This is a genomic window from Microcystis sp. LE19-84.1B (assembly GCF_027531875.1).
Classification (GTDB): domain Bacteria; phylum Cyanobacteriota; class Cyanobacteriia; order Cyanobacteriales; family Microcystaceae; genus Microcystis; species Microcystis panniformis.
In genome coordinates this window covers 1-26,558 of record NZ_JAPZSR010000362.1, presented here as the reverse complement: position 1 = coordinate 26,558, position 26,558 = coordinate 1, and the positions used below count along the sequence as shown (strand labels likewise).

Annotated in this window: 25 protein-coding genes; 15 read left to right on the top strand and 10 right to left on the bottom strand. The window is 43.0% G+C overall.

The genetic code is table 11. The features are described 5' to 3' along the window. Positions 1-451: 451 nt before the first annotated feature. Positions 452-1,561, bottom strand: a complete 1,110-nt coding sequence (locus O9324_RS20475; RefSeq protein ID WP_288141166.1) for an S-(hydroxymethyl)glutathione dehydrogenase/class III alcohol dehydrogenase — start codon at positions 1,559-1,561, stop codon at positions 452-454. 83 nt (positions 1,562-1,644) lie between these two features. Between O9324_RS20475 and O9324_RS20470 the strand changes: the two genes are divergently transcribed. After that, positions 1,645-5,286, top strand: coding sequence for a tetratricopeptide repeat protein (locus O9324_RS20470; RefSeq protein WP_288141165.1), 3,642 nt, complete (start codon positions 1,645-1,647; stop codon positions 5,284-5,286). Between the two features lie 268 nt (positions 5,287-5,554). Here the strand turns inward: O9324_RS20470 and O9324_RS20465 are convergent, their stop codons facing one another. Together O9324_RS20465 and O9324_RS20460 are read right to left on the bottom strand one after the other, a co-directional pair. Beyond that, the gene (locus O9324_RS20465) at positions 5,555-5,905 is read right to left on the bottom strand and encodes a hypothetical protein (RefSeq protein ID WP_002775598.1); all 351 of its coding nucleotides are present in this window, start codon (positions 5,903-5,905) and stop codon (positions 5,555-5,557) included. Beyond that, positions 5,906-6,214: a hypothetical protein gene (locus O9324_RS20460; RefSeq protein WP_334310371.1), complete on the bottom strand. Its 309-nt coding sequence runs from the start codon at positions 6,212-6,214 to the stop codon at positions 5,906-5,908. Positions 6,215-6,526: 312 nt separating this feature from the next. Between O9324_RS20460 and O9324_RS20455 the strand changes: the two genes are divergently transcribed. Beyond that, positions 6,527-7,024, top strand: coding sequence for a DUF29 domain-containing protein (locus O9324_RS20455; RefSeq protein WP_002798842.1), 498 nt, complete (start codon positions 6,527-6,529; stop codon positions 7,022-7,024). Positions 7,025-7,175: 151 nt separating this feature from the next. Here O9324_RS20455 and O9324_RS20450 read toward each other — a convergent pair whose 3' ends face one another. Further along, the gene (locus tag O9324_RS20450; RefSeq protein WP_287972030.1) at positions 7,176-7,325 is read right to left on the bottom strand and encodes a hypothetical protein; all 150 of its coding nucleotides are present in this window, start codon (positions 7,323-7,325) and stop codon (positions 7,176-7,178) included. Continuing rightward, positions 7,315-7,632 carry a PIN domain-containing protein gene (locus O9324_RS20445; protein WP_288141163.1) on the bottom strand — a complete coding sequence of 106 codons (318 nt, stop codon included), beginning with the start codon at positions 7,630-7,632 and terminating at the stop codon, positions 7,315-7,317. Before O9324_RS20445 ends, O9324_RS20450 begins: the two co-directional genes overlap by 11 nt. Before the next feature lie 647 nt (positions 7,633-8,279). Here O9324_RS20445 and O9324_RS20440 point away from each other — a divergent pair. The 5 genes from O9324_RS20440 (at position 8,280) to metH (ending at position 14,875) form a co-directional block, all read left to right on the top strand. Next, complete coding sequence (locus O9324_RS20440) at positions 8,280-8,630, top strand: DUF433 domain-containing protein (RefSeq protein ID WP_002798844.1); 351 nt, start codon at positions 8,280-8,282, stop codon at positions 8,628-8,630. Further along, entirely contained in the window at positions 8,608-8,970 is a 363-nt protein-coding gene (locus tag O9324_RS20435; RefSeq protein WP_002798845.1) for a DUF5615 family PIN-like protein, read from the top strand. Before O9324_RS20440 ends, O9324_RS20435 begins: the two co-directional genes overlap by 23 nt. A 236-nt stretch (positions 8,971-9,206) precedes the next feature. After that, positions 9,207-9,827 carry a type I restriction endonuclease gene (locus O9324_RS20430; protein ID WP_287737501.1) on the top strand — a complete coding sequence of 207 codons (621 nt, stop codon included), beginning with the start codon at positions 9,207-9,209 and terminating at the stop codon, positions 9,825-9,827. A 203-nt stretch (positions 9,828-10,030) separates the two neighbouring features. Next, the gene (locus O9324_RS20425) at positions 10,031-11,173 is read left to right on the top strand and encodes a SpoIID/LytB domain-containing protein (RefSeq protein WP_288141162.1); all 1,143 of its coding nucleotides are present in this window, start codon (positions 10,031-10,033) and stop codon (positions 11,171-11,173) included. A gap of 138 nt (positions 11,174-11,311) precedes the next feature. Then, positions 11,312-14,875 (top strand): methionine synthase, encoded by a 3,564-nt coding sequence (metH, locus tag O9324_RS20420; protein ID WP_288141161.1) that lies wholly within the window; start codon positions 11,312-11,314, stop codon positions 14,873-14,875. Between the two features lie 220 nt (positions 14,876-15,095). On the opposite strand, the gene O9324_RS20415 is transcribed toward metH, so the two are convergent. Continuing rightward, positions 15,096-15,782 (bottom strand): hypothetical protein, encoded by a 687-nt coding sequence (locus tag O9324_RS20415; protein WP_288141160.1) that lies wholly within the window; start codon positions 15,780-15,782, stop codon positions 15,096-15,098. A gap of 255 nt (positions 15,783-16,037) precedes the next feature. Between O9324_RS20415 and hisD the strand changes: the two genes are divergently transcribed. Both hisD and O9324_RS20405 read left to right on the top strand, forming a co-directional pair. Further along, entirely contained in the window at positions 16,038-17,342 is a 1,305-nt protein-coding gene (gene hisD, locus O9324_RS20410) for a histidinol dehydrogenase (protein WP_288056610.1), read from the top strand. A 189-nt stretch (positions 17,343-17,531) separates the two neighbouring features. Beyond that, positions 17,532-17,744: a hypothetical protein gene (locus O9324_RS20405; protein ID WP_002766476.1), complete on the top strand. Its 213-nt coding sequence runs from the start codon at positions 17,532-17,534 to the stop codon at positions 17,742-17,744. Between the two features lie 167 nt (positions 17,745-17,911). Here O9324_RS20405 and O9324_RS20400 read toward each other — a convergent pair whose 3' ends face one another. Beyond that, positions 17,912-18,148, bottom strand: coding sequence for an AbrB/MazE/SpoVT family DNA-binding domain-containing protein (locus O9324_RS20400; RefSeq protein ID WP_223213093.1), 237 nt, complete (start codon positions 18,146-18,148; stop codon positions 17,912-17,914). Positions 18,149-18,301: 153 nt separating this feature from the next. Here O9324_RS20400 and O9324_RS20395 point away from each other — a divergent pair, with 153 nt between their 5' ends. Next, positions 18,302-18,637, top strand: a complete 336-nt coding sequence (locus O9324_RS20395) for an excalibur calcium-binding domain-containing protein (protein ID WP_288141159.1) — start codon at positions 18,302-18,304, stop codon at positions 18,635-18,637. Between the two features lie 51 nt (positions 18,638-18,688). On the opposite strand, the gene O9324_RS20390 is transcribed toward O9324_RS20395, so the two are convergent. Next, on the bottom strand, positions 18,689-19,762 hold the full coding sequence (locus O9324_RS20390; protein ID WP_002781699.1) for a Gfo/Idh/MocA family protein: 1,074 nt from the start codon (positions 19,760-19,762) through the stop codon (positions 18,689-18,691). A 233-nt stretch (positions 19,763-19,995) separates the two neighbouring features. On the opposite strand from O9324_RS20390, the gene O9324_RS20385 reads away from it, so the two are divergent. Together O9324_RS20385 and O9324_RS20380 are read left to right on the top strand one after the other, a co-directional pair. After that, complete coding sequence (locus tag O9324_RS20385) at positions 19,996-20,568, top strand: shikimate kinase (RefSeq protein WP_287630095.1); 573 nt, start codon at positions 19,996-19,998, stop codon at positions 20,566-20,568. Next, positions 20,568-20,888: a cupin domain-containing protein gene (locus tag O9324_RS20380; protein ID WP_288141158.1), complete on the top strand. Its 321-nt coding sequence runs from the start codon at positions 20,568-20,570 to the stop codon at positions 20,886-20,888. Before O9324_RS20385 ends, O9324_RS20380 begins: the two co-directional genes overlap by 1 nt. Before the next feature lie 177 nt (positions 20,889-21,065). Here the strand turns inward: O9324_RS20380 and hemW are convergent, their stop codons facing one another. After that, positions 21,066-22,238 (bottom strand): radical SAM family heme chaperone HemW, encoded by a 1,173-nt coding sequence (gene hemW, locus O9324_RS20375; protein WP_288141167.1) that lies wholly within the window; start codon positions 22,236-22,238, stop codon positions 21,066-21,068. Between the two features lie 483 nt (positions 22,239-22,721). On the opposite strand from hemW, the gene O9324_RS20370 reads away from it, so the two are divergent. Then, positions 22,722-23,801 (top strand): PIN/TRAM domain-containing protein, encoded by a 1,080-nt coding sequence (locus O9324_RS20370; RefSeq protein ID WP_287107113.1) that lies wholly within the window; start codon positions 22,722-22,724, stop codon positions 23,799-23,801. 118 nt (positions 23,802-23,919) lie between these two features. Here O9324_RS20370 and O9324_RS20365 read toward each other — a convergent pair whose 3' ends face one another. After that, on the bottom strand, positions 23,920-24,198 hold the full coding sequence (locus tag O9324_RS20365) for a hypothetical protein (RefSeq protein WP_002766494.1): 279 nt from the start codon (positions 24,196-24,198) through the stop codon (positions 23,920-23,922). Positions 24,199-24,439: 241 nt separating this feature from the next. Between O9324_RS20365 and trmFO the strand changes: the two genes are divergently transcribed. Further along, positions 24,440-25,777 (top strand): FADH(2)-oxidizing methylenetetrahydrofolate--tRNA-(uracil(54)-C(5))-methyltransferase TrmFO, encoded by a 1,338-nt coding sequence (gene trmFO, locus O9324_RS20360; RefSeq protein WP_288141157.1) that lies wholly within the window; start codon positions 24,440-24,442, stop codon positions 25,775-25,777. A 60-nt stretch (positions 25,778-25,837) separates the two neighbouring features. Continuing rightward, positions 25,838-26,335: a 2TM domain-containing protein gene (locus tag O9324_RS20355; protein WP_287630098.1), complete on the top strand. Its 498-nt coding sequence runs from the start codon at positions 25,838-25,840 to the stop codon at positions 26,333-26,335. Positions 26,336-26,558 lie beyond the last annotated feature (223 nt).

Sequence of the window (26,558 nt, the reverse complement as noted above, 5' to 3'; positions counted from 1 at the left end):
GCTCTCGCCCTACTTAGGGTGATCAGCAAACCTGATCGATCGGAGGGCGCAAGCTTTGCGCCCCTACAGTAACGGATTTTGTCCACAATGTAGGGGCGAACTGCGTTCGCCCAAAAGGTACATTATCAAAGCGCAAGTCCCGTATCAGATTTGAGTTCTAAGTGAGTAGTTTTAAATAGCACTTTCCTGATGTCTTTTCACTGTTTACTGTTCACTGAAAAAGACGCAATACTAGGTGATTTAGCTCCTCTGTTTACTAAAGTTCAGGGTATCCGCAATATATCTTAACAAAATAAGTGTAAATACTGGGAGTGGAAGGAACCACTCCAGACACAGAGGACACAAAGATTGATCGCTTCTATAGTAAGTTAAAGAGAGCTAGGAAACTGGCGCAGACATATAGTTAAGAGTTTGTCAAGTATTTCTTAACTATATGTAACATTATCCCTGCTCAAAAGGTAATCACACTGCGGATAGAATCCCCTTGGTGCATCAGGTCAAAGGCCTCGTTAATTCTTGCCAGAGGCAGAACATGGGTGATTAAATCATCAATATTAATCTTGCCGTCCATGTACCAATCGACTATTTTTGGTACATCTGTACGACCTCTTGCCCCACCAAAAGCCGTACCTTTCCAGACCCGTCCGGTGACTAATTGAAAAGGACGGGTACTAATTTCCTGGCCGGCCCCGGCTACACCGATAATAGTGGCAACACCCCAACCCTTATGGCAACATTCCAAAGCTTGACGCATAATCTGGACATTGCCGATACACTCAAAACTATAATCGGCCCCACCTTTAGTTAAATCCACCAGATAGGCCACTAAATCCCCCTCGATTTCTTGGGGATTAACAAAATGAGTCATCCCGAATTTGGTCGCTAAAGCTTGTTTCTGGGGATTGATATCGACCCCGACAATCATATCGGCCCCCACCAAACGGGCCCCTTGAATAACATTTAAACCGATACCTCCCAGACCAAAAACCACCACTTTTGCCCCCGGTTCCACTTTAGCGGTATTAATCACCGCACCGATACCTGTAGTGACTCCGCAGCCGATATAACAGACTTTTTCAAAGGGAGCATCGGGGCGAATCTTGGCTAGGGAAATCTCCGGCAGTACGGTATAGTTAGAAAAAGTCGAGGTTCCCATGTAGTGATAAAGAGGCTGACCATCGAGGGAAAAACGACTGGTTCCATCCGGCATTACTCCCCGACCTTGGGTAAGACGAATCGCTTGACAGAGATTGGTTTTAAAGCTGAGACAGTATTCGCACTGACGACATTCGGGAATGTATAGGGGAATAACATGATCCCCCACTTTTAGGCTAGTGACACCTTTTCCCACTTCTACCACGATTCCGGCCCCTTCATGGCCTAAAATTGAGGGAAATAAGCCTTCAGGATCGGCCCCAGAGAGAGTATAGGCATCGGTGTGACAAACTCCCGTGGCTTTGATTTCTACTAACACTTCCCCCGCTTGCGGTGCGGCTAATTTTACCGTTTCAATAGTTAGGGGTTTTCCCGCTTCTAGGGCAACTGCCGCTCGAACATCCATAGGCTCAAAGCAATAGGTTTTTTCCAGTATAATACCGTTAAACTGCTGAAGAGTTGTAATAGAACAATTCTCAACTTATCTCTATGTTAGTCCTCACCATCCGCGAAGAAGGAATTAACGATGGTGGCTTTACTGCTACTCTCAATTTTGATAGCGGTAACAGCTACCCAATTACGGTTACTGACCCCTTTACTAACCAAGAAGAAAAAGACCTAGAATGGTACTTTGAGGAATGGTTAGTATTTCCGACGCTAGACACGGATAAAGCGCAAAAAGCCGCCAACAGTGTCCAAAACTATGGCGAAAACCTATTTAAACAGGTTTTCCAGAGTAATTTAAATGCTTATGGGGAATATCGAGACTTGCGAAAGCAGTTAAGTCAACTGCAAATTATCATCGAAAGTCAGTCGCCAGAATTTCAAGCTTTACATTGGGAAGCGCTGAAAGATCCTGATTTACCGCGTCCCTTTTCTATAGATTGTATCATCTCCCGTCAGCGTCGAGGGGCTACAGTTGTCCCGGTGCAAATGGCCACTTATCCTACTATCAATCTTCTGGTGGTGATTGCGCGTCCTAATGAGGAATCTGATGTTAACTATCGCACGATTTCCCGTCCTTTGGTAGAACTGGTAAATAGTAGTGAAATACCGGTAAAAATTGATATATTGCGTCCCGGAACTTATGAATCACTAACCAGACATCTGGATGAGAAGGGAGAAGGATACTATCATGTTATTCATTTCGATGTTCATGGCGGATTGATGGAATATGAACAGTACCAAAGACAGGTTCACGGGGATTCTTGGCGCTATCAAAGGGGATGGGGACTGGAGGATTTAGCACGATATGAGGGAGTAAAAGCTTTTCTGTTTCTGGAAGGAGAAGAAAAAGGTCAAGCGACTCCGGTAGAAGCGACGGAATTAGCGAATTTACTCACTGGGAAAAATATCCCTATTTGTATTCTCAATGCTTGTCAGTCAGCAAAGCAAATTTCCCAGGAATCAGAAGACTATCGGGAAACCAGTTTAGGAAGTCGTTTGATGACTGCGGGAATGCAAGCAGTGGTGGCGATGGGATATTCGGTGACGGTTTCTGCAGCTAAGTTGATGATGAAACCAATTTATCAGCAATTATTGAACGGAAAAGACCTAACGGAAGCGATGCGAAAGGGACGGTTAGAGTTATTCAATAATAAGCAACGCCGCGCCTATTATAACACGAGAATAGATTTAGAAGATTGGTTATTACCGGTGATTTATTGTCGCGGTAAAATTAATCTCAATTTGCGTCCATTTACTCCAGAAGAGGAGGAAAAATACTGGGAACATATCGGCAATCAATATGTCTTTCCTTTACCAGAATACGGCTTTGTCGGCAGGGATTTAGAAATTCTCAAGATGGAAAAGGCGCTGCTGAAACATAATATCCTTTTACTCAAAGGAATGGGAGGGACAGGAAAAACTACCTTACTCAATTATCTACGAGAATGGTGGCAGAAAACCAACTGGGCGACCCATATTTTCTATTTTGGTTATGATAAAAAAGCTTGGACTTTAGAACAGATTGTCCATGAAATCGGTCAGGGAATTTATAATCGCTTTGAACAGGCGAGTTTCCAAGCGATGAACCTGAAAGCGCGGGTAAAGAAACTAGAACAAAAACTCCGCAGTGAGGCGTATATTCTCATTTTAGATAATCTGGAGTCGGTGACGGGACAACCGTTAGCAATTCAGAATACTTTACCGGAGAATGAAAGGGAAGCAATCGCCGAATTTCTCAAGAATTTGGTCGGGGGAAAAACGAAGGTGATTTTGGGTTCTCGCAGTGAGGAAACTTGGCTGCAACGCAGGACTTTTAAGGAGAATATCTATCACTTACAAGGATTAGACCAAGAGTCGAGAACTGAATTAGCGGAGAGAATCTTAGAACGTCAGGCGAAGAGTCGGAAAAATGCGATTAAAAAGGATGATTATTTTGAGCGCTTGATGAAGTTGTTGGCGGGATATCCGTTGGCGATGGAAGTGGTATTAGCGAATCTGAAGCGACAGTCACCGGAGGAGATTTGGCAAGGGTTACAGTTGGCGGAATTAGCTGATGTGGGGGATAAGGATAAGACTAATAATATCATCAAATGTGTGGAATATTCCCACAGTAATTTGTCGGAGGAGGCGCAGAAGTTGTTACTCTGTTTAGCGCCTTTTAGTGGGTTTATTCACAGGGATTTCATTCCTTTTTACAGTGAAGAATTACAAAAATTAGAACCTTTACAAGGCTATCAATTTGACCAATTTGATGCAGCGATTGAAGAAGCGATTCATTGGGGTTTGCTTTCGCCGATGAGTGAAGAAATGCCGAGTTTTTTGACTATCCAGCCCATTTTTCCCTACTTCTTGAAGACGAAGTTAAAGGAATTAGCACCAGAGACACAAGCAGCAATTTGGGAGGGTTTTAAGAATCATTACCGAGACTTGGCAGGTAATTATAGTAACTTACTAAATTCCAAAAATCCGCAAGAGAAGCAGTGGGGGATATTGTTCTGTCGCTGGGAGTATGAAAATCTGTTTAATGCTTTGCAGATTTGTTTGGAGAAGCAGGAAGATATTGATATCTTCTTTTGCTTAAATACATATTTTCGTGTTACCAATGATGTTAATAGCAGACTGAAACTATGCGAGAGTGTTTGTCAAGCTTGTCAAACTTATCCTGAGCAGATTAAAACTGGGATAATCGGTGGCAATATTATCAATGCTTTGGCTAGTCTCGCCCTCGCCTATCAAGAAACAAAAAACTATGAACAGGCGAAACAGACTTATCCAAAAGTTATTGAATTAACTCAAAATCTCCAAGGGGTGGACGAGCAACAAAAAGCCTCAATATTGGGAAATACTTATCACACTTTGGGAAACTTAGCGGCAGAATTGAGGGAATGGGAGCAAGCCCGAAGCTACTACCAGCAAGCTATTGAGATCTACATTGAATATGGGGATCGCTACGAGCAAGCCAGCACCCTGCACGAGTTGGGAAGGGTAGCGCAAGAATTGAGGGAATGGGAGCAAGCCCGAAGCTACTTCCAGCAAGCTATTGAGATCAAGATTGAATATGGGGATCGCTTCTACCAAGCCAGCACCCTGCACCAGTTGGGAATCGTAGCGCAAGAATTGAGGGAATGGGAGCAAGCCCGAAGCTACTACCAGCAATCCCTTGAGATCTTCATTGAATATGGGGATCGCTATGAGCAAGCCAAAACCCTGCACAATTTGGGAAGGGTAGCGGAAGAATTGAGGGAATGGGAGCAAGCCCGAAGCTACTACCAGCAAGCTATTGAGATCTGCATTGAATATGGGGATCGCTATTCCCAAGCCAGCACCCTGAACAATTTGGGAATCGTAGCGCAACAATTGAGGGAATGGGAGCAAGCCCGAAGCTACTACCAGCAAGCTCTTGAGATCAAGATTGAATATGGGGATCGCTACGGGCAAGCCAGAACCCTGCACCATTTGGGAAGGGTAGCGGAAGGAGTTGGGGAATTGAGCCAAGCCAAAAGTTATTACCTGCAAGCCTTACAAATTTGGGCAGAATTTAACGATGGTTACAGCGTACAAACCTTTTCTTTGCCTAGTCTTGTTGCTCTTTATCAGCAAACGCAAGATGAGGAGATTCTTGTCGGTATTGCTTCTGTTTTGGGGATTGGGGTTGAGGAGGTGCGGGGTTTGCTGGAGGGTTAGAATGGGTTTTGGGCGCAGGCTGCGTGTTTGCGGCTATCAATTCAGTTAACGTAAGTAGCTGGTTATAATTAAATTAAAAATGGATTTTAGGTTCGATCCCCCCTGCCCCCCTTGATAAGGGGGGAATAACGAACCTAGTTTGTTGTTGCGCTTCAGCGCTAACTATTTCGGGCTTGCTGAAAAAGTAAGGGCGAAGCATTCGGATAGGAAATCTACGGTTTCAGCGATAGGTTATCGCCCGAATGCTTCGCCCCTACAATGTTGTGATCTACGGATGAGGTGTAATAGCGAGAATGGTGATTTCCCCCGAATGAGGTCCATAGCACCAGAAAATTCGATAGGCTCCCGGTGTATTCTGTTGGGCGTAGGCTTCAAAAACCTTCTGTGTTGAATCATAAGGGTTGTCGAGGGAATTAAATTCGTGGGTTTTTAGTCCCGGATGTCTTGGGTTTGTACTGAGGAGCTTTAGGGCTTTTGTTACCTGTTTGTAGAGACCCTCTTGTTTCGATGCTTTTGTCCTACCTTGAGCTAGGCGAGTCTTTTGAGCCTGTTCCGCTTCTGCTCGCAATTCAGATAGAGTATTTCGAGCTTCCTGTGTCTGTCGTAAAGAGAAATTCAATTACTCCTCGACTTCTTCAGGAATAGATTCAGCAAACTCAAGCATAGCGTCTAAATCGACGGGTTCTTCAGCTAAATTTCCCGTGCTGGCTTCCGCGAGCCCCCGTTTGAGCGACTCGCGGACACTAGGATTCTGAAAAGCCCATAGTTCTCCCTCTGGAATCGCCACCATGGGAACCAAAAGAAGTTCCCCGCTTGCATTCATCAGTATTCGATAGTGACGGTTGCTACATTGAGTCCCAAGGCTAATCCGTCCGCAAGCATCAGCCTGAATATCTTCTTTAATGAGCGAAAAATTCTGATACTCCATCACGTCTCCTCCTCTCTTCATATACTTATTCTAGATAAGTTACCCAATTTGGGCAATAGGGTTATGTCCATTTAGCTCCTCACTATCTAAAGAAAACAGGTTAAACTTGTTCGGGCGAGAGCCTTGACAACAAACCCAGTTTGTAGTTGCGCTCCCTTCGCTAAATTCTCTCCCCTTTCCTTGTAGGAGAAAGGCCAGGGGAGAGGTCAATAATTAAGAACCCAATGCGATCACACTATCTGGTAAAGATCAAGTATAATAATAAATATAAAGACCAAATTATTCATCTACCGTTAACTTAATGAAAGCCAAATGAACTTATTAAAACAATCGGACATTCAAGAAAATCCCACAACACTTTACGAACAAGATCTTCAGTTGTGGATTGAGCAAACTATTCATCAATTACAGAATCGACAGTTTGAACAACTGGATATAGAAAACTTAATTGAGGAGTTAAAAGATTTGGGTAAGTCAGAGAAACGCGCCTTAGAGAGCAACTTAATGGTCTTGTTGATTCACTTACTCAAATTAAAGATACAGCATGATGCTCCTGAGACAATGAAAGCAAGTTGGTATAATTCAGTAGATGAGCATCGCCAGCGCGTTCAAGATGATTTACTTAAGACTCCCTCTCTTAAATCTTATCTCTTAATCTCCATCACACAAGCCTATTCCAGCGCTCGTAAAGTCGCCATCAAACAGGGTAAACGCGCTCAATTTGGTATTCGTATTCCCCAAGAAAGTGAGTATCCCCTCGCTTGTCCTTTCACACCTGAACAGATTCTAAATGAGGACTTTTACGGGTAAAAACGAAGGTAAACATTATCGATAATAAAACCATGAAACCAGAATATGACCTTGCCAACATGAAAAATCGCCCGAATGACCTAACCCCCCTTCCCTGGGAAATAAGGGGGGAATAACGAACCAGGTTTGTAGTTGCGATCCCTTCGCTAAACTATGATTGACTTTGAAGTTTTTCTAACTCTTTAGTAGCTTGTTGCCAATAGGCTAATTCTTCCTTTATTTTCATATTTTTAATGTCTTCATAGATTTTTTCGCTACTCAACCGTTTCATTTCCACACAATCAAATTGCTTAACCTTCATAATTAATAACCTCCAGAGGTGAATAAATATCTAGCTGTGAATATCCCTTGATTACATTAATCGCTCGGTAAAGAGGAATTTTTTGAAAATGGACGATATGCTTAAAGTTCCAACTGACAATCATGGTACATCCAGCAACACTTGCTAAAGCAACATGAAGCGCATCTAACATTGATTTCTGAGTCACCACACCATAATCAATATAAGCTTGCCTCAGTTGTAAAGCAGATTCAGTAATTTCAACTAACTCTGTATAGGTTATAACCTCTGCAAAAAAATTGTCGAACCTTCTCAGGAGCAGGTTCAATTTCTCTTAAAACAACTGAAGAAGTTATCAGTTTTAGTTTACCTCCTCTAACTAGGGTTTGCTGAATAAATCTAAAAACCTTGTTGGGTAAGACTTTTAGACTTTTTGTCAATCAAAAAGTACCAGTTCTGGGAGTGATCGGGGGAAAATTAAGGTACTTTTTCTCTGAAAATTAGGTAATTGACCAGATGAGAATCGGTAAAAACCTACACCCCACACCCCACACCCCACACCCTGTCCCCAGGAAAAACTTTTTCAGCAGACCCTAACTAGCTCAAAAAAAGTTAGGCTTTCCTCTCGGAATTCATCATCAAAAACACCACCAAATACTGATGTATCTGCATAAACTCTAATCATTATAATTTCTCTATCTCGCTTTTTTATTCTATCATGATAGTTGATGGGTTTGACCTAACCCCCCTAACTCCTCTTCCCTGGGAGGGAAGGGGAGAATAACGAACCAGGTTTGTTGTTGCGCTCTCTTCGCTAAATCTTTCTCCTCTCTCCTTGTAGGAGAGAGTCCAGGGGAGAGGTCAATAATTAAGAACCCAAGGTGAGCGCACTATTTGGCAACGATCAAGTATAATTAAGATAACAATGTTACTTAGAAAACAAAGTGAAGTTTGAATCTTCAATTAGGATAACTCATGCAACTCGAAGACTATTTTAATTTTCTTGCCCCTAACGATATCCGACTAAAAGAAACCCGCATCGGTATTGAAACCATTTTATACGATTTTATTTACCAAGCGAGAACTCCCGAAGAAATTGCCAATACTTATCCGTCTTTAACCCTAGAACAGGTATATGCGACGATTCTTTATTATCTTCATGAAAAAGAAAAAGTGAGTCAATACATCACCGACTGGCTAGAATGGGGAAGAAAAATGCGAGAAGAACAGCAAAAAAATCCTCCGCCTTCGGTTGAACGACTGAGAAAATTGAAAGCTGAAATAACAGCCAAACAGCAAGCTAATGACACTGAAATATTTAATTGATGAAAATGTTAATTCGGTGTATCCTCAACAATTGCGTCGCCGAGAACCAGAAATCATTGTTCGAGTAGTTGGTGAACCAGATACACCAAAATTAGGTACATTAGATCCAGAAATTTTGATTTGGTGTGAGGTAATGGGTTTTATTTTAGTGACAAATAATCGTGCCTCTATGCCCGTTCATTTAATAGCTCACTTCAGGCAAAATCGTCATGTTCCTGGAATTTTTATTCTCAATCAAGATTTAAGTGTTGGTGATAATTTGTTAGAATTAATTGTAATTGCTAAAGGCTCTTTTGACAATGAATATGAAAACCAAATTATTCATTTACCGTTAACCTGATCAAATTGAAATAATCTTATTAAAATAACTAAGAATCCCAATTCACGATCGCTACGAACCCGGTTTGATGAGGAGATTTTCGTTGCTGTGGCTGATATTTTGAGGATTGGGATTGAGGAGGTGCGGGGTTTGCTGGAGGGTTAGGATGGGTTTTGGGCGTAGGGATTGTTTGGGCGCAGGGTGCGTGTTTGCGGCTATCAATTCAGTTAACGTAAGTCTTAATTAAGGTGGTAAATATGGTTCAAATTTTACAAGCAAAAGAAGTCACTCTCAGAGATTTAATTAATCATTTTCAACTACAGTTTATAGAAGATGAGCATTTTTTTGGGGAATGGCAGCAAGACCTAGAAGCAATCTCTGAACAAGAAAAAGAATTGTTAGATAAAATCAAAACAGGTTATTTTAACTTATTGAATTATCCTCCCTTTTTAGAAACTTCGGTGAGGATGACGGTTTTAGACCCATTATTATTTATTGGTAACTTTTATCTATTTCCCTTTCAGATTAAAGCAGAAGAGTCCGTTGAAATTATTACAGAAGATCAAGATTTAATAATTAAAGGAAGGTTAGATACTTTAATTCTAAAAGAGCAATTATGGGTAATGATTATTGAATCAAAACGGGTTATTTATTCCGTTGAAGCAGGTTTACCGCAATTATTAGCTTATTTAATGGCCAATCCTCATCCCAACCGTCCTAATTATGGAATGTTGACCAATGGTTCCGAGTTTTTATTTGTTAAATTATTATGGGACGGTAAACCTTTATACGGAACCTCTCGTTTATTTGCCATGAGAAATCCGGGGGATTTATACGAGGTTCTCAAAATCCTTAAACATCTCTGTCAACTAATTTGAGTATCAAGATAATCAGTACCTACAAAATCATTACTCTCCTATTTCCCTCTGTTGTATAATTTGCTCTGAAAGGAACAAATCAGAGGCATAAATAAAAATTATCAGGATTTTTTCGGCTTTTCTTGACTATTTCAGCCTTATTTGTCCTAACAAGCTCAAGAATACGAGATTTTTTCTCTAGAATTGCCCGGCCTGAGAGGGGAATGATAAAGTTAGATAAGAAAATTAAAGATGGTGTGATTAAAGTGAAATTTGCTGCTAGTACCTATTTTTCCCTGCTGCGCCATTGTGCCGTTCCTTTGCTGTCGATCGCCACTTTTACGCCAATTCTCTTAACTTATTTAGCCAAGGAAAAACCAGAAACCCCGCAACCGCAGGCAAATCTAGAGACTGCTGCCTTTCCTTCCCCTATTATCCCATCTCCGATCGCACCCTTAACCGCGCCATCACCGAAACTATCCCCCTCTCCCCAATCTTCCCCCTTGGCGCCGAAAAAATTAGCACCATCGGTTCAAACTTCCCCTAATACTGCCCCTAATACTGCCCCTAATACTGCCCCCGCTGCTGCGGTTAAACCAGTGACTAGACAACCCTTAGTGGTTCCCGCTAATTATACGCCGCCGGTGCTAGAAATTCGCGTGGCGATCAAAAGGGATGTGGCCAGTGTTTTGATTGGAGTTAACGGGCCGGCGGTGATCACCGATCGCCAAGGTCGTGGTTTAAAAACGATTGCCACTAACGAGGGTTTACCGGTCATTCCAGGTGCCAATGGCTTAAAAATGGGCGATTTATCGCTGCCAGAGGTGATTTTTGTGCAGCCCACCAGTGCCGATGGTTTAGTTTATGTGGATGATAGTTGGTATCGGGGCAAAATCCTCCTTGTTGCTCAAGGCGATCGCTTGTTAGTGGTCAATCAGGTTAATTTAGAGGCCTATCTCTATAGTGTGGTGGGTAGTGAAATGCACTCCACCGCGCCAATGCACGCTTTAAAGGCACAGGCGATCGCCGCTCGTTCCTACGCCCTAGTACATATAATCCGCCCCGCTAATGCTTGGTTTCATCTGGGCAATAGCCAACGCTGGCAGGTATATAAAGGCATTCGCTCGGAGTATCAATCGACTCACCAAGCGGTTAATGCCACTGCCGGGCAGATTCTCAGCTATAAAGGGGGTGTAGTCGAGTCTCTTTATGCCGCCACCGATGAAATTGTCGCTTGGGCCCACGGTGGTCGCGGTATGAGTCAAACTGGAGCTTATAAATTAGCGGAAAAAGGCCTAGATTATCAACAAATTCTCGGTAATTATTATCCCGGAGTTGGTTTAGCTCGTCTAGTGCTACAAAATTAGATTGATTGGCTTTCTCGACTGAAAACTCAAATCTGATCACTGATAACTGATCACTGATCACTGAAATGCCGACCATAGCAGATTTCTAGTAACTGTATTAGAATAAACTTTCAAAATGCTATAGCAGTAAATCTCTCTATGAATAGCCCCTTTCTTGACTACCTCAACGGTCCCAAGCATCCCGTCCTCGTCTTTGATGGGGCGATGGGAACTTCCCTACAAAGCCAAAATCTGACGGCCGAGGACTTTGGTGGGGCAGAATACGAAGGTTGTAACGAGTATCTTGTCCATACTAAACCTAGCGCCGTAGCCAAAGTCCACGAAGCCTTTTTAGCCGTGGGTGCGGATGTGATTGAAACCGACACCTTCGGGGGAACCTCGATAGTTTTAGCCGAGTACGATTTAGCCGACCAAGCCTATTATCTCAACAAAAGCGCCGCCGAACTGGCCAAAGCTTGCGCTAATAAATACTCTACCCCCGAAAAACCCCGTTTTGTGGCGGGTTCCATGGGGCCGGGGACAAAACTGCCCACTTTGGGTCATATTGACTTTGATACGCTCAAAAATGCCTATGTGGAACAGGTAGAGGGTCTCTACGATGGCGGGGCAGATTTATTATTAGTAGAAACCTGTCAGGATGTCCTGCAAATTAAAGCTGCTTTAAATGCTATTGAAGAAGTATTTCAGAAAAAAGGTCAACGATTGCCCCTCATGGTTTCGGTGACGATGGAAACCATGGGAACGATGTTAGTAGGAACGGAAATTAACGCCGTTGTCTCTATTTTACAACCCTATAAAATTGATATTTTGGGACTTAACTGCGCCACTGGTCCCGATTTAATGAAACCCCATATTAAATATCTCTCGGAAAATTCCCCTTTTATTGTTTCTTGTATTCCTAACGCCGGTTTACCGGAAAATGTCGGCGGTCAAGCCCATTATCGCCTCACTCCCGTAGAATTAAAAATGGCTTTAATGCACTTTATCGAAGATTTGGGAGTACAAATTATCGGCGGTTGTTGTGGTACTCGTCCCGACCATATTCAAGCTTTAGCGGAACTAAGTCAGGGTTTAACTCCGAAATCTCGTCATTATCATTATGAACCCTCCGCCGCTTCTATTTATAGTACCCAACCCTATATTCAAGATAATTCTTTCCTTATTGTCGGGGAAAAATTAAACGCCAGTGGTTCTAAAAAATGTCGGGAACTGCTCAATGTTGAAGACTGGGATAGTTTAGTATCGATGGCGAAAGCGCAGGTAAAAGAAGGGGCGCATATTCTCGATGTCAACGTCGATTATGTCGGCCGGGATGGGGTGCGCGATATGCACCAATTAGCCTCTCGTTTAGTTAATAATGTCACCCTACCTTTAATGTTAGATTCCACCGAATGGGAAAAAATGGAAGCGGGGTTAAAAGTAGCGGGGGGTAAATGTATCCTCAACTCTACTAACTACGAAGACGGGGAACCGCGTTTTTATCAAGTCTTGGATTTAGCGAAAAAATACGGCGCGGGGGTAGTAATTGGAACCATTGATGAAGAAGGAATGGGCCGCACTGCCGAGAAAAAATTCCAGATAGCTAAACGGGCCTATTATGGGGCGATAGAATACGGAATTGCTCCCTACGAAATCTTTTTTGATCCCCTAGCTTTACCGATTTCTACTGGTATCGAAGAAGACCGAGAAAATGGCAAGGCTACTATCGAAGCAATGCGCCGAATTCGCCAAGAATTGCCCGAATGTCACATTCTTTTAGGTGTGTCTAATATCTCTTTTGGGTTGAATCCAGCAGCGCGTCAGGTATTAAATTCCGTCTTCCTTCACGAAGCGATGCAGGTGGGTATGGATGGGGCAATTGTCAGCGCTAATAAGATTCTTCCTCTGGCAAAAATTGAACCAGAATATCAGCAAATTTGTCGGGATTTAATCTATGATAATCGTCGTTTTGATGGCGATATATGTGTTTATGATCCCCTGACCAAGTTAACCGAATTATTTGCGGGGAAAACCACTAAAAAAGACCCTTCTAGTAATGCTAATTTACCCGTGGAGGAACGCTTAAAACAGCATATTATTGATGGGGAAAGATTGGGACTGGAAGATGCTTTAAAGCAAGCTTTACAGGACTATCCACCCCTAGATATTATTAATATTTTTCTCCTGGATGGGATGAAGGTAGTGGGTGAGTTATTTGGTTCGGGACAAATGCAGTTACCTTTTGTTCTCCAATCGGCCCAAACTATGAAAGCGGCCGTTGCCTTTTTAGAACCCTTTATGGAGAAAAAAGAGGGGGATAATAATGCCAAAGGGACTTTTATTATCGCAACGGTTAAAGGAGATGTTCACGATATTGGTAAAAATTTAGTTGATATTATCTTGACCAATAACGGCTATAGAGTGATTAATTTGGGCATTAAACAACCTGTAGAAAATATCATCGAAGCCTACCAAGAACATAAGGCCGATTGTATTGCTATGAGCGGTTTATTGGTGAAATCGACGGCTTTTATGAAGGAAAATCTAGAGGTTTTTAACGAAAAAGGAATCACCGTTCCTGTTATCCTTGGCGGGGCAGCTTTAACTCCCAAATTTGTCCATGATGACTGTCAAAAAACCTACAAGGGACAGGTTATCTATGGTAAAGATGCCTTCTCTGACCTGCATTTTATGGATAAATTAATGCCCGCTAAAGCTGGGGGTCAATGGGATGATAGTAAAGGCTTTTTAGCGGAGTTTGCCGAGGCAGAAAAAACCCCGGTTGTCGCCGAAGAATTAAAGGTTAATCCCGATACTATTTTTACCGATGGCAGCGTCAACCAAGAATTAGTTATTGATACCCGTCGGTCCGAAGCGGTGGCAGTTGATATTCCCCGACCAACACCGCCCTTCTGGGGTACTAAAATATTAACAGCAGCAGAAATTCCCATCGAGGAGGTTTTCTGGTATTTAGATCTACAAGCTTTATTTGTCGGTCAATGGCAATTCCGCAAACCACAAAGCCAATCGAAACAAGAATACGACCAGTTTTTACAGGAAAAAGTTCATCCAATTCTAGCAGCATGGAAAGAGAAAATTGTCAAGGAAAATTTACTAAACCCTACATTAATTTATGGTTATTTTCCCTGTCAATCCTCTGGCAATTCCCTGTTAATTTACGATCCCGAATCGATACAAGCAGGCGAAAAACCCGAAAATCTGCAACCGATCGCCATTTTTGAGTTTCCTCGCCAGAAATCTGGTCGTCGTCTCTGTATTGCTGACTTTTTCGCCCCGCAGGAATCCGGGATTATCGACGTTTTCCCGATGCAAGCGGTGACAGTGGGGGAAATCGCCACGGAATACGCTAAATCTCTCTTTGATGCCAACGAATATACCGAATACCTCTATTATCACGGCATGGCTGTCCAAACCGCCGAAGCCATGGCTGAATGGACTCACACCCGCATCCGTCGCGAGTTAGGTTTCGCCGAGTTCGATCCTGATAATATCCGCGATATACTGCAACAGCGTTACCGGGGTTCTCGCTATAGTTTCGGCTATCCCGCTTGTCCCAATATTCAGGATCAATACAAGCAACTAGCTCTGTTAGGATGCGATCGCATTGGGATGTATATGGACGAAAGCGAACAATTGTACCCAGAACAATCCACCACCGCCATTATCACCTATCACCCCACCGCTAAATACTTTAGTACCTAATCAGTTATCAGTTATCAGTTATCAGTTATCAGTTATCAGTTATCAGTTATCAGTTATCAGTTATCAGTTATCAGTTATCAGGTGTGAGTTTTTATCGGTAAAACCCCACACCCTACACCCTACACCCTACACCCCACACCCCCCCTGCCCCCCCGATGTCGGGGGGGTTGGGGGGGGTCACACCCTACCCCCACGAAAAACTTTTTGCCGCAAACCCTAATTAGGGCAGCCATTCCAGTAAAATTCCCAGGGAGCTATCTTTACGCGCGCGGGAATTTTGGGATTGAATATCGGCGGCTAAACGTAAATTAGAGGTAATCGCATAACCAACCGAAAGAGTAGTTAATCCCACCTCGTTATCACCACCGGGGGAGATAAAACTCTGACTGACGGTGATATCTGCCGCCCCCGTGCGAGAAAGGGCTAATTTGAGCTTTAATCCTAAGTTAAGCCCATCGGTGTTGTAATTTCCCGTTTGAATGTAACGATAGCCCACCATGGGAGCCAGATTGACATAATCACCCAAAGGGAGGAGATAGTATTGTAAATTTGCTCCTATTGCCGTCCTTTTGCCGTTAAAAGCCGTCTGATAATCGCCGCTTAGGGTTAAACTGGTTTGACCGAAAAACACATCTTCTACCCCCAAAATCACGCCACTGGAATTATCGCTAGAAGGAAACTCTGCATATCCCAAGCGGATACGAGTGCGAAAACTGGGATCGCGGCGAATATCTTCGGCGATATCGGGTATTTTTTCTAACCAACGCTCTAAAACTGGGCTTTCTTGTCGAATTTTCGGGTCTAAGTCTAAATCCGTTTCTGCCCACACAGCACCACTCGCCCCCCATAATAAACTAAGAGCGATCGCATTTACAGAACAGCAAGAGAGCTTAAACATGATCTGCATTATACCCAAGGAGGCAGGAGGCAAGAGGCAAGAGGCAAGAGAAAGAATCTGGCAATAAAGCTTTTAGCTTAACAAATTAGGTTTTAGATTCGGCCTTTGTTATCAGTTATCAGATGTGAGTTTTCAGTTCACTGATTACTGGTTACTGTTTACTGATCACTGAAAAGCCGGCACTCCCCCAAAGGTTACAATAAAAATAAAGATTCAGATTCCCCGTTATTCTTGAGAGGACGGGGGGCAGTAGGAGCAGCAATAGTGGTTAGAATATTAAAACTTTCGCAATTAAGTAGCGCAGAACGGGCAAAACTTCAGAAAAGAGCCGAGTTAGATATTGATAACGCCCTCAAAGTCGCTCAAACGGTCATAGAAACCATCCGCAAACGGGGGGATGCCGGCGTTGTGGACTATGTGCGGCGTTTTGACTACGAAGGTGCGACGGTAGAAAATATCAAAGTCAGCGAGGCAGAATTTGAGCGGGCTTTTCATTTAATTGAACCGGAAGTAAAAACTGCCATTGAACAGGCTTTCCGGAATATTCAAGAGGTACATCGTCGCCAAATGCCGGAAGAAACACTACTGGCAGAAATTGAAACCGGTGTCTTTGCCGGCGAAAAAATCTCTCCTATCCCCAATGTGGGTTTATACGTTCCCCGGGGCCGCGGTGCTTTTCCCTCGATGATGTTAATGTTAGCCATCCCGGCAATGGTGGCAGGAGTGGAAAGAGTTGTCGTTTGCACTCCCCCCGATAAACAGGGCAACGTGGAACCCGTTTCTCTGGTGGCGGCGCAGATGGCTGGAGTCAGAGAAATTTATAAATTAGGGGGCGTACAAGCGATCGCTGCTTTGGCTTTGGGAACAAAAAATATCAAAAGGGTTGACAAAATTACCGGTCCGTGCAGCGTCTATGGGGCGGCGGCCAAGCGGTTACTGTTCGGTACTGTGGATGTGGGTTTGCCGGCAGGTCCAAGTGAGTCGATAGTTTTGGCCGATGAGTCCACCGATGCCCGTTTAGCGGCCTTGGATTTATTAATTGAAGCGGAACACGGGGCGGATTCGGCAGCTTTATTAGTCACCCACTGTGAAGATTTGGCGATCGCTGCTAGTGAATATGCACAGGAATACCTGCAAAAACTCCCGGATTGGCGACGGGAATTCTGTGAGGCGGGTTTAGCCGCCTATGGGGGCATAATTTTAACCGATAGTTTGCAGCAATCCCTCGATTTTGTCAATGAGTACGCCCCGGAACATCTAGAGGTTTTAGTTAGTAATCCTTTTGCCATTCTGGGCAAGATTAAAAATGCTGGCGAAATTCTCCTGGGAAATCATACTCCTTCCTCTATGGCTACCTACGCCATCGGAGTCAATGCTGTGCTGCCGACAGGAAGTTTTGCCCGTTCCTATTCGGCGGTTTCGGTTTATGATTTTCTGAAGCGCTCTACTTTGGCTTATGTCACCCCTGAAGGCTTTGAAAAGTTAAAAGAAACCACGAAAACTTTAGCCGAGTACGAAGGTTTTCCCGCCCATAAATTAGCAATTCAACACAGGGAAATTTTACTCTAAATACAGGGAATAGGAAACGGGGAATAACTTAGATATGTAGGCAAGCTTATTTTTTAAATTCAGAACGTAGGTTGGGTTGAAGCATGAAACCCAACGCCCGATTATGTTACGCTACCGCTAACCCATCCTACAAATAATTGTGCCTCCCTACTTAAAACACCTGAAGAAATTGCTAAAACTTATTCATCTTTGAGCTTAGAACAAGTTTATGCAACAATTCTGTACTATTTGCATGAGCAAGAAAAAATAACCAATTATTTAACCGAATGGATTGAACATGGAGAAAGAATGAGAGAAATACAAAAACAAAATCCTCCTCCTGTGGCGGAAAAATTGAGAAAGTTAAGGCAACAAAGAAAAGCAGTCAAACAAGTAAATGAGTCTGAAATATCTCTTAGATGAAAATGTTGATCCTCTCTATGGGACTCAACTAAGAAGACTCAAGCCTGATTTAGTTATTAGAGTCATTAGAGAACCTGTTATACTAAATCTGTTGAGTATAGGCTACTTATGAAGACAGGCACTCATGCAAGAGGCAAGAGGCAAAAGGGGTAATAAATAATCAGTCTTTAATAACCAGATTTAGTATCACGGGTCGCTTGCATGATGTCGTTGGTTGTTAGACGGCTAGTTGCTTTGCCACGGATAGCGGCAATCAGTTGCTTTCCCCGGCTTAGGGTTCTAGGCTTGCGAATTTGCAAGATATCCCCAATCACTTCCAGCTGGATTTCTGTACCGGGTAACAACCCAAGCTTTTCTTGAATATCAGGGGGAATAGTGATTTGTCCGTTAGGGCTAATTTTCATGGTGTTTTTCTGCATATACTAACAAATAATCGGAAGAGTCAGTGCCACTGGCTGCTTGACCCCCCCCAAACGTTTACCTGGGAATAACTCTGATTTATTATCCTGTATCCTATTTGGTACTATGATAAGAGCAGAGAATCAGGCAAGCATTTTATGAAAAAAGTAATTGTTATTTTAATTCTGTCTTTTCTGAGCGAACAAATATCAATAAAATCACCAATTTCTGGCAATCAAACCCTCAATAATTTAGCCGTAGCTAACAACAATAATCGTCCCACTCCCCAGAAAAAACCTAGTCCTTCTCCACAGTTTCGGTGCGATGGTAGAACTCACTGTTCCCAGATGACCTCCTGTGCAGAAGCGACTTTTTTCTTGAGAAATTGCCCTAATGTCAAAATGGATGGAGACGGTGATGGAGTTCCCTGTGAAAGTCAATGGTGTGGAAAAAAATCCTCAGAAAAATGTTGGGAAAGTTCTCAAAATAACTAATTTTGGTTCCTCACCCCAATTCTCTCACTTAAAGAATCGGGGTAGAAACAATTAAGAAGCAGTAATCACGGGAGAATTAAGATATTGATAATTCCAGTCCGATTGTTGCCAAACGCGACCATCAAGGGCAATTTGTTCGATTAAACTAGCTAATCGTAAAGCTTTTAAAGCTTGTTCCCCACCGACAGAAGGTTGGTCCCCACCGCGCACACAATGAACAAAATGTTCTAATTCCGCGTGTAGAGGTTCAATATTGCTGGTATAAACTTTTTCAATTAAACCATCTTGACGGTAGAGAACTTGACCGTAATCGGTGCTATAGTTAGCGGTGGTTTGCCGGTGAATGAGGATTTCATTGTTGAGAAAATCCGCTTCCGTGAGAGAATTTTTACAGTGGGCCGCTAAACGGCGAATCTTGCGATGAGTCACCTTACTAGCGGTTAAATTAGCCACTACTCCATTACTAAAACCAAGGGTTGCAGTGACATAATCGAGATAACCGGAATCAGTGGCAGCGCGACTACCACTAGCGGTTAATTTCACCACGGGAGCGGAGACTAATTCTAAAATTAAATCTATATCGTGGATCATTAAATCTAACACCACCGACACATCATTAGCGCGTTGGGAATAGGGACTCATGCGATGGGATTCAATCGCTAAAATTTCCTCGGTTTTCAAGACCTTCGATAACTCTTGGAAAGCGGGATTAAAACGCTCGATATGACCCACTTGCAGAATACAATCATGATCGGCTGCCGCATTGACTAAAGATTCCGCTTCACTAATACTAGCGGCGATCGGTTTCTCGATCAAGGTATGTACTCCCGCTTGCAGACAGTCCATCCCGACTCGATGGTGTAACCGTGTGGGGACAGCGAGACAAACCGCATCTACCCTGGGTAAGAGGTCTAAATAATTTTCAAAAAAACGGACTCGGTATTTACTGGCAGTTTCCAGTCCCTTTTCGACGTTGACATCGGCCACCCCGACGAATTCCACGTCTTTTAACAAACTCAGGATGCGACTATGGTGTTGTCCCATGTTACCGACCCCGATAACCCCGACTTTAATCGGTTTGAGTTGATTTCTGTTACCCGGAAAGTTTGCTGGTTGATTGGACATGAATTTTAGACTCCTGTGTTCACACTCCCCACACCACTTGATTAAATTAATCAAGCTGATTTTGTCGATGAATTACCAAGATGGTATCATGGTTATCCAGATTCTGACACGATGTCGGTGTCAATGGGAGTTCTGAGAAGATTTTCTGATTCCACCTGCGGGTTTTCACTCCTAAATGCTTATCAAAAAATCGTCCCTGAGTAGCGAGGACTACATTCGGCTAAATTTTAACTATGGACAATTCAACGGATTTTAACTCCTTACGGGGATTAAGTGTTTTTTTGCTAGGAATGATGGGATCTGGCAAATCCACCCTGGGAGAGTTGCTTTCCCGACGGTTACAATATCGTTTTTTTGATACAGATATATTAATAGAAAGGGTCGCAGGAAAGAAAATCAGGGAAATTTTTGCCGACGAGGGAGAAGCGACTTTTCGGGAGTTAGAAACCCAAGTTTTAGCCGAATTATCCTCTCTGACTAAAACTGTGATTGCCACCGGGGGAGGGATGGTTTTAAAACCGATAAATTGGAGTTATCTTCGTCACGGTTTAATGATTTGGTTAGATGTTCCTCTCGAAGTTTTGGTTAAACGTTTAAAACAAGATACCTCTCGTCCCCTGCTGGAGTCCACTGATTTAGAAAGTAAACTGGAATTATTATTAGAACAAAGACGAGGACTTTATGCAGAAGCAGATCTTCGGATTGTTGTTTCTGACCTAGATACACCTGCTGATATCGTTGAGAAAATTTTAACAGCAATACCGACAGTGATTAAAGATGTTTATACAGAAAGGAATAATAACTGATGATACCAGCTTCAATTTTTGATTTACCTGAACTAATTCCTGACCGAGAAATTCTGGAAATTTTAGCTCAAAGTCAAGCTATTCGTCTGGAAAGAATTATTTCCACCGGTCAAACCACTCCCCGGGGTCAATGGTACGATCAATCTGACTTTGAATGGGTGATTTTATTACAGGGATTCGCTGAGATTAGTTATGAGGATGGCAGCCAAGTTAATCTGCAAGCAGGGGATTATCTCCTGATTCCTCCTCACCAAAAACATCGCGTCGAATTTACTAGCAATAATCCTCCTTGTATTTGGTTAGCTATCCATTATCGCTAGTAAGTAGGTAGGTGTTAAAAGTTGTCAGACACCCCCCTTATCAAGGTAGGGTTGATTCATGAATCAACCCTACTATGAATCAACCCTACTATGAATCAACCCTAGGATTAAGGGGGGATCGAAGCTAAAATCCATTTTTAATTTAATTATAACAGCTACTTAAACTATAGTTTCTGACTATTGCCAGCGATCGAATAAATCGGTTAAAACGATATTAGAAAACAAAAAACCTTCGGGGTCGCTTAATCTTACCCTGCTATCCCCCTCAATTATTACTAGATTACGCTGCTTATGCGGCTCTAAAACCTCTAAAATTGCTTGTTTGATTTCCGAACCAAAATTAGCTTCAATTGCGGGTAAACTCACACCTTCTGCTAACCTTAACCCTAGCATTAAGGTTTCGAGAAGATCATCAATCAAGCTATTTTTCTCCACGTCAATCTGACAGCCTTCTTTTACCCAAGCGAAATAGTCACGACTTTTGCGCGGACGGGTAAAACGTTGTTGATGGAGATAACTAGCAGCCCCCATACCAAAACCGTAATAGGGACGATTTTCCCAGTAAACTCGATTATGTCGGCATTGATAACCCGGTTTGGCATAGTTAGAAATTTCGTAATGTTGATAACCGGCTAAAGCTAGTTTTTCACCGGCTAAAACATACATTTTTGCCGTGGTTTCATCATCGGGTAAGGGTTTTTTCCCCGGTTGATACTGTTTACCGAAAGGAGTAACCGCTTCTAAGACCAAATCGTAACAGGAAAGATGGGCCGGTTGCAGTTCGATCGCTTTTTCTAGGGAATTTTCCCAATCTGTCAGGGTTTGTTGTGGCAATCCCGAAATCAAATCCAAACTATAGTTAACTATTCCCAATCCCCGAATTAATTCCACTGCCTGATAGATATCCTTAACAGTATGCGATCGACCAGAAACCTGTAATAATGGTTCTTGAAAAGCCTGTACTCCTAAACTAACCCGATTGACTCCCGCGCTAAGATAACCCTGTAATTGTTCTAAACTAAAGGTAGCTGGATCAATCTCCATAGAAATCTCTATATCGGCCGCAAAATCAAACTTTTTGGCTAAAGTATCCAGAATTGCCCCTAATAATTCCACCGGTAACAGGGAAGGAGTCCCCCCCCCAAAAAAAATTGTTTCTAGGGGTTTCCCCGTCCCCTGACTAAGGCTAATTTCTTCCTGTAATATTTCCACATACTCCACCACAGGGGGAAAAGTCGCCGGATTGGTGTGATTACCAACGACAAAAATCGGGAAATCACAGTAAAAACAGCGCCGACGACAAAAGGGAATATGAATATAAACCGAGGTTACGGGGTGAAAATAGGACATTAAAGCAGTTATCAGTGAACAGTAATCAGTAATCAGTGGACTCATACTAAATCCGTTGAGTAACGCACAGAAAACGGGTTTCTCGGAGAAACCCGTTTTCTACTCATGCAAAAGGCAAAACGGAGAATAAATAATCAGTTTTTAATAACTGGATTTAATATCATACAGCCTTTCTCGTCAAGGTGAAGCACAGACTAACCCTTGCTAATCAAGTATTTTAGATGCAAGAACGAACCTCATCTATCTGAGAAACGCTGTAACTCGCATCTGATGACTGATAACTGATTCAAGGCTGACGACCGACTCCTACTATAATTTCGTTTATCTTCGTTAAGATGTATTATGGCTGGGGAGAACATCTCCTAGAATGGAGGCAACTTTCCCGACACAAATTAGGAGAAACCCACAGATATAATATAAAAGCATCCATACTCATTATTTTTCTACCATCATTCCCCCCCTATCCTCTCTGGTATTATCCCCATGCTTGATGCTGTCATAATTTTACTATTCGTCTTCGCTGTTGCCAGTATTGGTTATAGTGGTGTTGACTTGCTGCCGGTTACTGTCCAGTCGCAAATCAGCAATATTGAAGCTTTACGCTGGTTATCGGCGGGTTTTGCCTCAATTATTGGTTTGGCTATTGGTTTAGTTGCCCAAACTACCTATCGTCGTCTAGAAACCCAAGTACGACAAACTCCGATCGAAGTTATTTTAACCCGTTCGGTCGGTCTAGTTATCGGTTTGTTGATTGCTAATCTGATCCTAGCTCCGATTTTCTTCCTACCGATTCCGGGAGAATTCTCGTTTATCAAGCCGATAATCGCCATTTTAGGCAGTATTATGTTTTCCTATCTGGGGGTTAGTTTAGCTGATACCCACGGTCGGACTTTTTTGCGTCTGATTAACCCCAATAGTATGGAATCAATTTTAGTGGCAGAAGGAACCCTGCAAGCGGCCGCCACCAAAGTTGTTGACACCAGTTGTATTATCGATGGTCGTATCGAACAATTGTTAGACACGGGATTTATCGAGGGACAGATACTCATCCCCCAATTTATCCTTCAGGAATTGCAACAGTTAGCGGATGGCAGTAACGACCAAAAACGAGTCAGAGGAAGACGAGGATTAGATATCTTAAACCGGATGCAGCAAGAATTTCCTGATCGCATTGTCATTCATCCGGCCGATTATGAGGATATTAGCACCGTAGATGCTAAATTAGTCCATCTTGCCCAAGAAATTAACGCCACCTTGCTCACTAACGATTATAATCTCAGTAAAGTGGCCAATCTGCAAAAAGTCACCATCTTGAATGTCAACGATCTCGCCCAAGCAGTACGCCCGATCTACTTGCCCGGGGATACTTTAGATCTGAAAATTCTCAAAGCAGGAAAGGAACCCACCCAAGGCATCGGTTATCTAGAAGATGGCACGATGGTGGTGGTAGAAGAAGGAAAAGATTATCTAGGGGGAGAATTGCGGGTAGTGGTGACATCTGCACTGCAAACCTCGGCCGGACGGATGATTTTTGCTAAACCCCAAAATTCCCTGATTGCTTAAAGGGAATAAAACCAAAAAAGCCTCAAATACAACGCCAGAGGGGATTGTATTTGAGGAATTTCATTTTTTAAGGGAAGTTAAGTCACTAACCGAACCATCTAGCCAATTTATATCTAAATTAGGCTGGTTTATTGATTACAGCCATGGACTGACGAGCAAAACCGAAATAACCATCCCAGAATTGTTTCTGACTATCAAGGGCAACTTTGGCGGCGGTTTCTTGGGCGGTTAGGTAGGATTTCACCCATTCTTGTTGATATTCGAGGGATTTAACCAAAGTTTCCGGAAACTCAAACACTGGTGTAGTCGTGGGAACACCATTACCCCAAGCGGACAGAAGCAGTTTCTGCCATTCGGCTAGGTATTTTTGGTATTCTTCAAGATAATTGGTGTTCATAGAAGTCAAACCGCTAACTAACCCATCTGGAAGGAGATGGTGAGAAAGTGGGGCGGTGTTGCCACCTTCTCGAAAGCAAAAACCGTGACGAGATAAAATATAATATTCTATCCCTTCCTTGATTATAACCTGAGTTTGTGATCAGCCCCAATCTTTATGCGATCGCCCTAGACCAGCCTATTTTTTTGGTGACTGGGAACTAACGCTAAAATAGTCCTACTCTAGCCATTTTCTCCCAACTATGATTGATCGCCCTATTCATGTAATTGGTGGAGGATTAGCGGGGACTGAGGCGGCGTGGCAGATAGCCCAAGCTGGTATTCCCGTGATCCTGTACGAAATGCGCCCAATTCGCTCTAGTCCCGCCCACCATAGCCAATTTTTAGCCGAATTAGTCTGTAGTAACTCCTTTGGTGCCATGGCGGTGGATCGCGCCACTGGGTTACTCCATGAAGAATTACGACGCTTAAATTCTCTAGTTATTGCCCAGGCCGATCAGCACAGTGTCCCCGCAGGAGGGGCTTTAGCGGTCGATCGAGGGGTCTTTAGTCGAAATTTGACGGAAATCTTGGCTAACCACCCTCTAGTCACCTTAAAACGTCAGGAGATCACTGAAATTCCCCGGGATGGTATCGTCGTTTTAACCACTGGACCGTTAACCAGTGCTGCTTTAGCCGCAGATCTGCAAAATTTCACGGGACTGGACTATCTGAGCTTTTTTGATGCCGCTAGTCCGATTATTCTAGGGGAATCTATTGATCAATCGATCGCTTTTCTGGCCTCCCGTTACGATAAAGGTGAGGCTGCCTATCTCAATTGTCCCATGGATCGGGAACAATACCTGCACTTCTGGCAAGAGTTAAAACAGGCAGAACAAGCAGAACTAAAGGATTTTGAGCGAGAAAATGCCAAATTTTTCGAGGCTTGTCTGCCAATCGAAGAATTAGCCTGTCGGGGAGAGGATACCATGCGTTTTGGTCCCCTGAAACCGGTGGGATTAGCGGATCCTAGATATCCGGATCAACGTCCCTACGCAGTTATACAGTTGCGAATGGAAGATAAAGCGGGGCAATTGTGGAATATGGTGGGATTTCAAACTAATTTAAAATGGGGTGAACAAACACGAGTTTTTCGTCTGATTCCGGGGTTAGAAAAGGCCGAATTTGTCCGCATGGGGGTGATGCACAAAAACACCTTTATTAATTCTCCCCAGTTATTATCCTCCAGTCTCCAGTTTAAATCGCGACCGACGCTATTAGCGGCAGGACAGTTAATCGGGACGGAAGGCTATACGGCTGCGGCTGCTGGGGGATGGTTAGCGGGAACTAATGCCGCTCGTTTAGCTTTAGGATTAGAAACGGTGACATTGCCAACCACAACGATGATGGGGTCATTATTTGAGTTTATCAGCAGTGCCGAACCGAAACATTTTCAACCGATGCCGCCAAATTTTGGCATTTTGCCGAATTTTACCAGAAAAATCCGCAATAAACGGGAACGTTACGGTCAATATGCCGATCGCTCTTTGCAGGATTTAGAAGCATGGACGAATCAGTTAAAAACTCCCTGTCTCGTCTAACTGTCAATCCCTAAATCGATCGCCCATAATAGAGAAGGAATCTATTCTTTCTCTATTGCTATGCCAAACCCCGATTTTTTCCCTCCCCAATCCTACAGTCAAGAGGATGTGCAGGAAATTCTCTATTTGGCTATCTCCCGTCAAGGGGATAAGGGAGAAATTACCCGTCAACAGTTGTTAGAAATTGCTGACGATTTAGCTATTGAAGTTAAAGACTTAGAAGCGGCGGAAAAGGACTGGCAAGAGTCAAAAATGGTCAGTTATAAGCGGCAAGAATTCGATCGCTTTCGTCGCGAGGAGCTAAAACATAAAACCGTTCGCTATCTGATTATTAATAGTTTTTTTCTGACGATTAATTTAATTAGTGCGGGAACAATTTCTTGGGCAGTTTATATCTTTTTGCTGATGGGTTTACCTCTTTCTCTCTCGGCTTGGAAAACTTTTCAAAATCAAGGAATTGCCTACGAAGAAGCATTTAAACGCTGGAAAATTAAGGAGGAAATGAAAGAGTCTTTTAGCAATCTTTGGACACAAATTAAAAAGTTTTTACAGTTTTAATACTGTTGCCAAATTAAGCCTTTTTTGTTTTTGTGAACCACAGAGACACAAAGGACACAAAGTTGAGCTTTCCACGACTACTTAGGGTCTGCTGAAAAAGTACGGGCGAAGCATTCGGATAGAAAATCTACGGTTTCACCGATAGGTTATTGCCCGAATGCTTCGCCCCTACAGGACGCGGGCCGATGAAGACGCAAGGTTTTGAACGACGATTCTCTCAAAA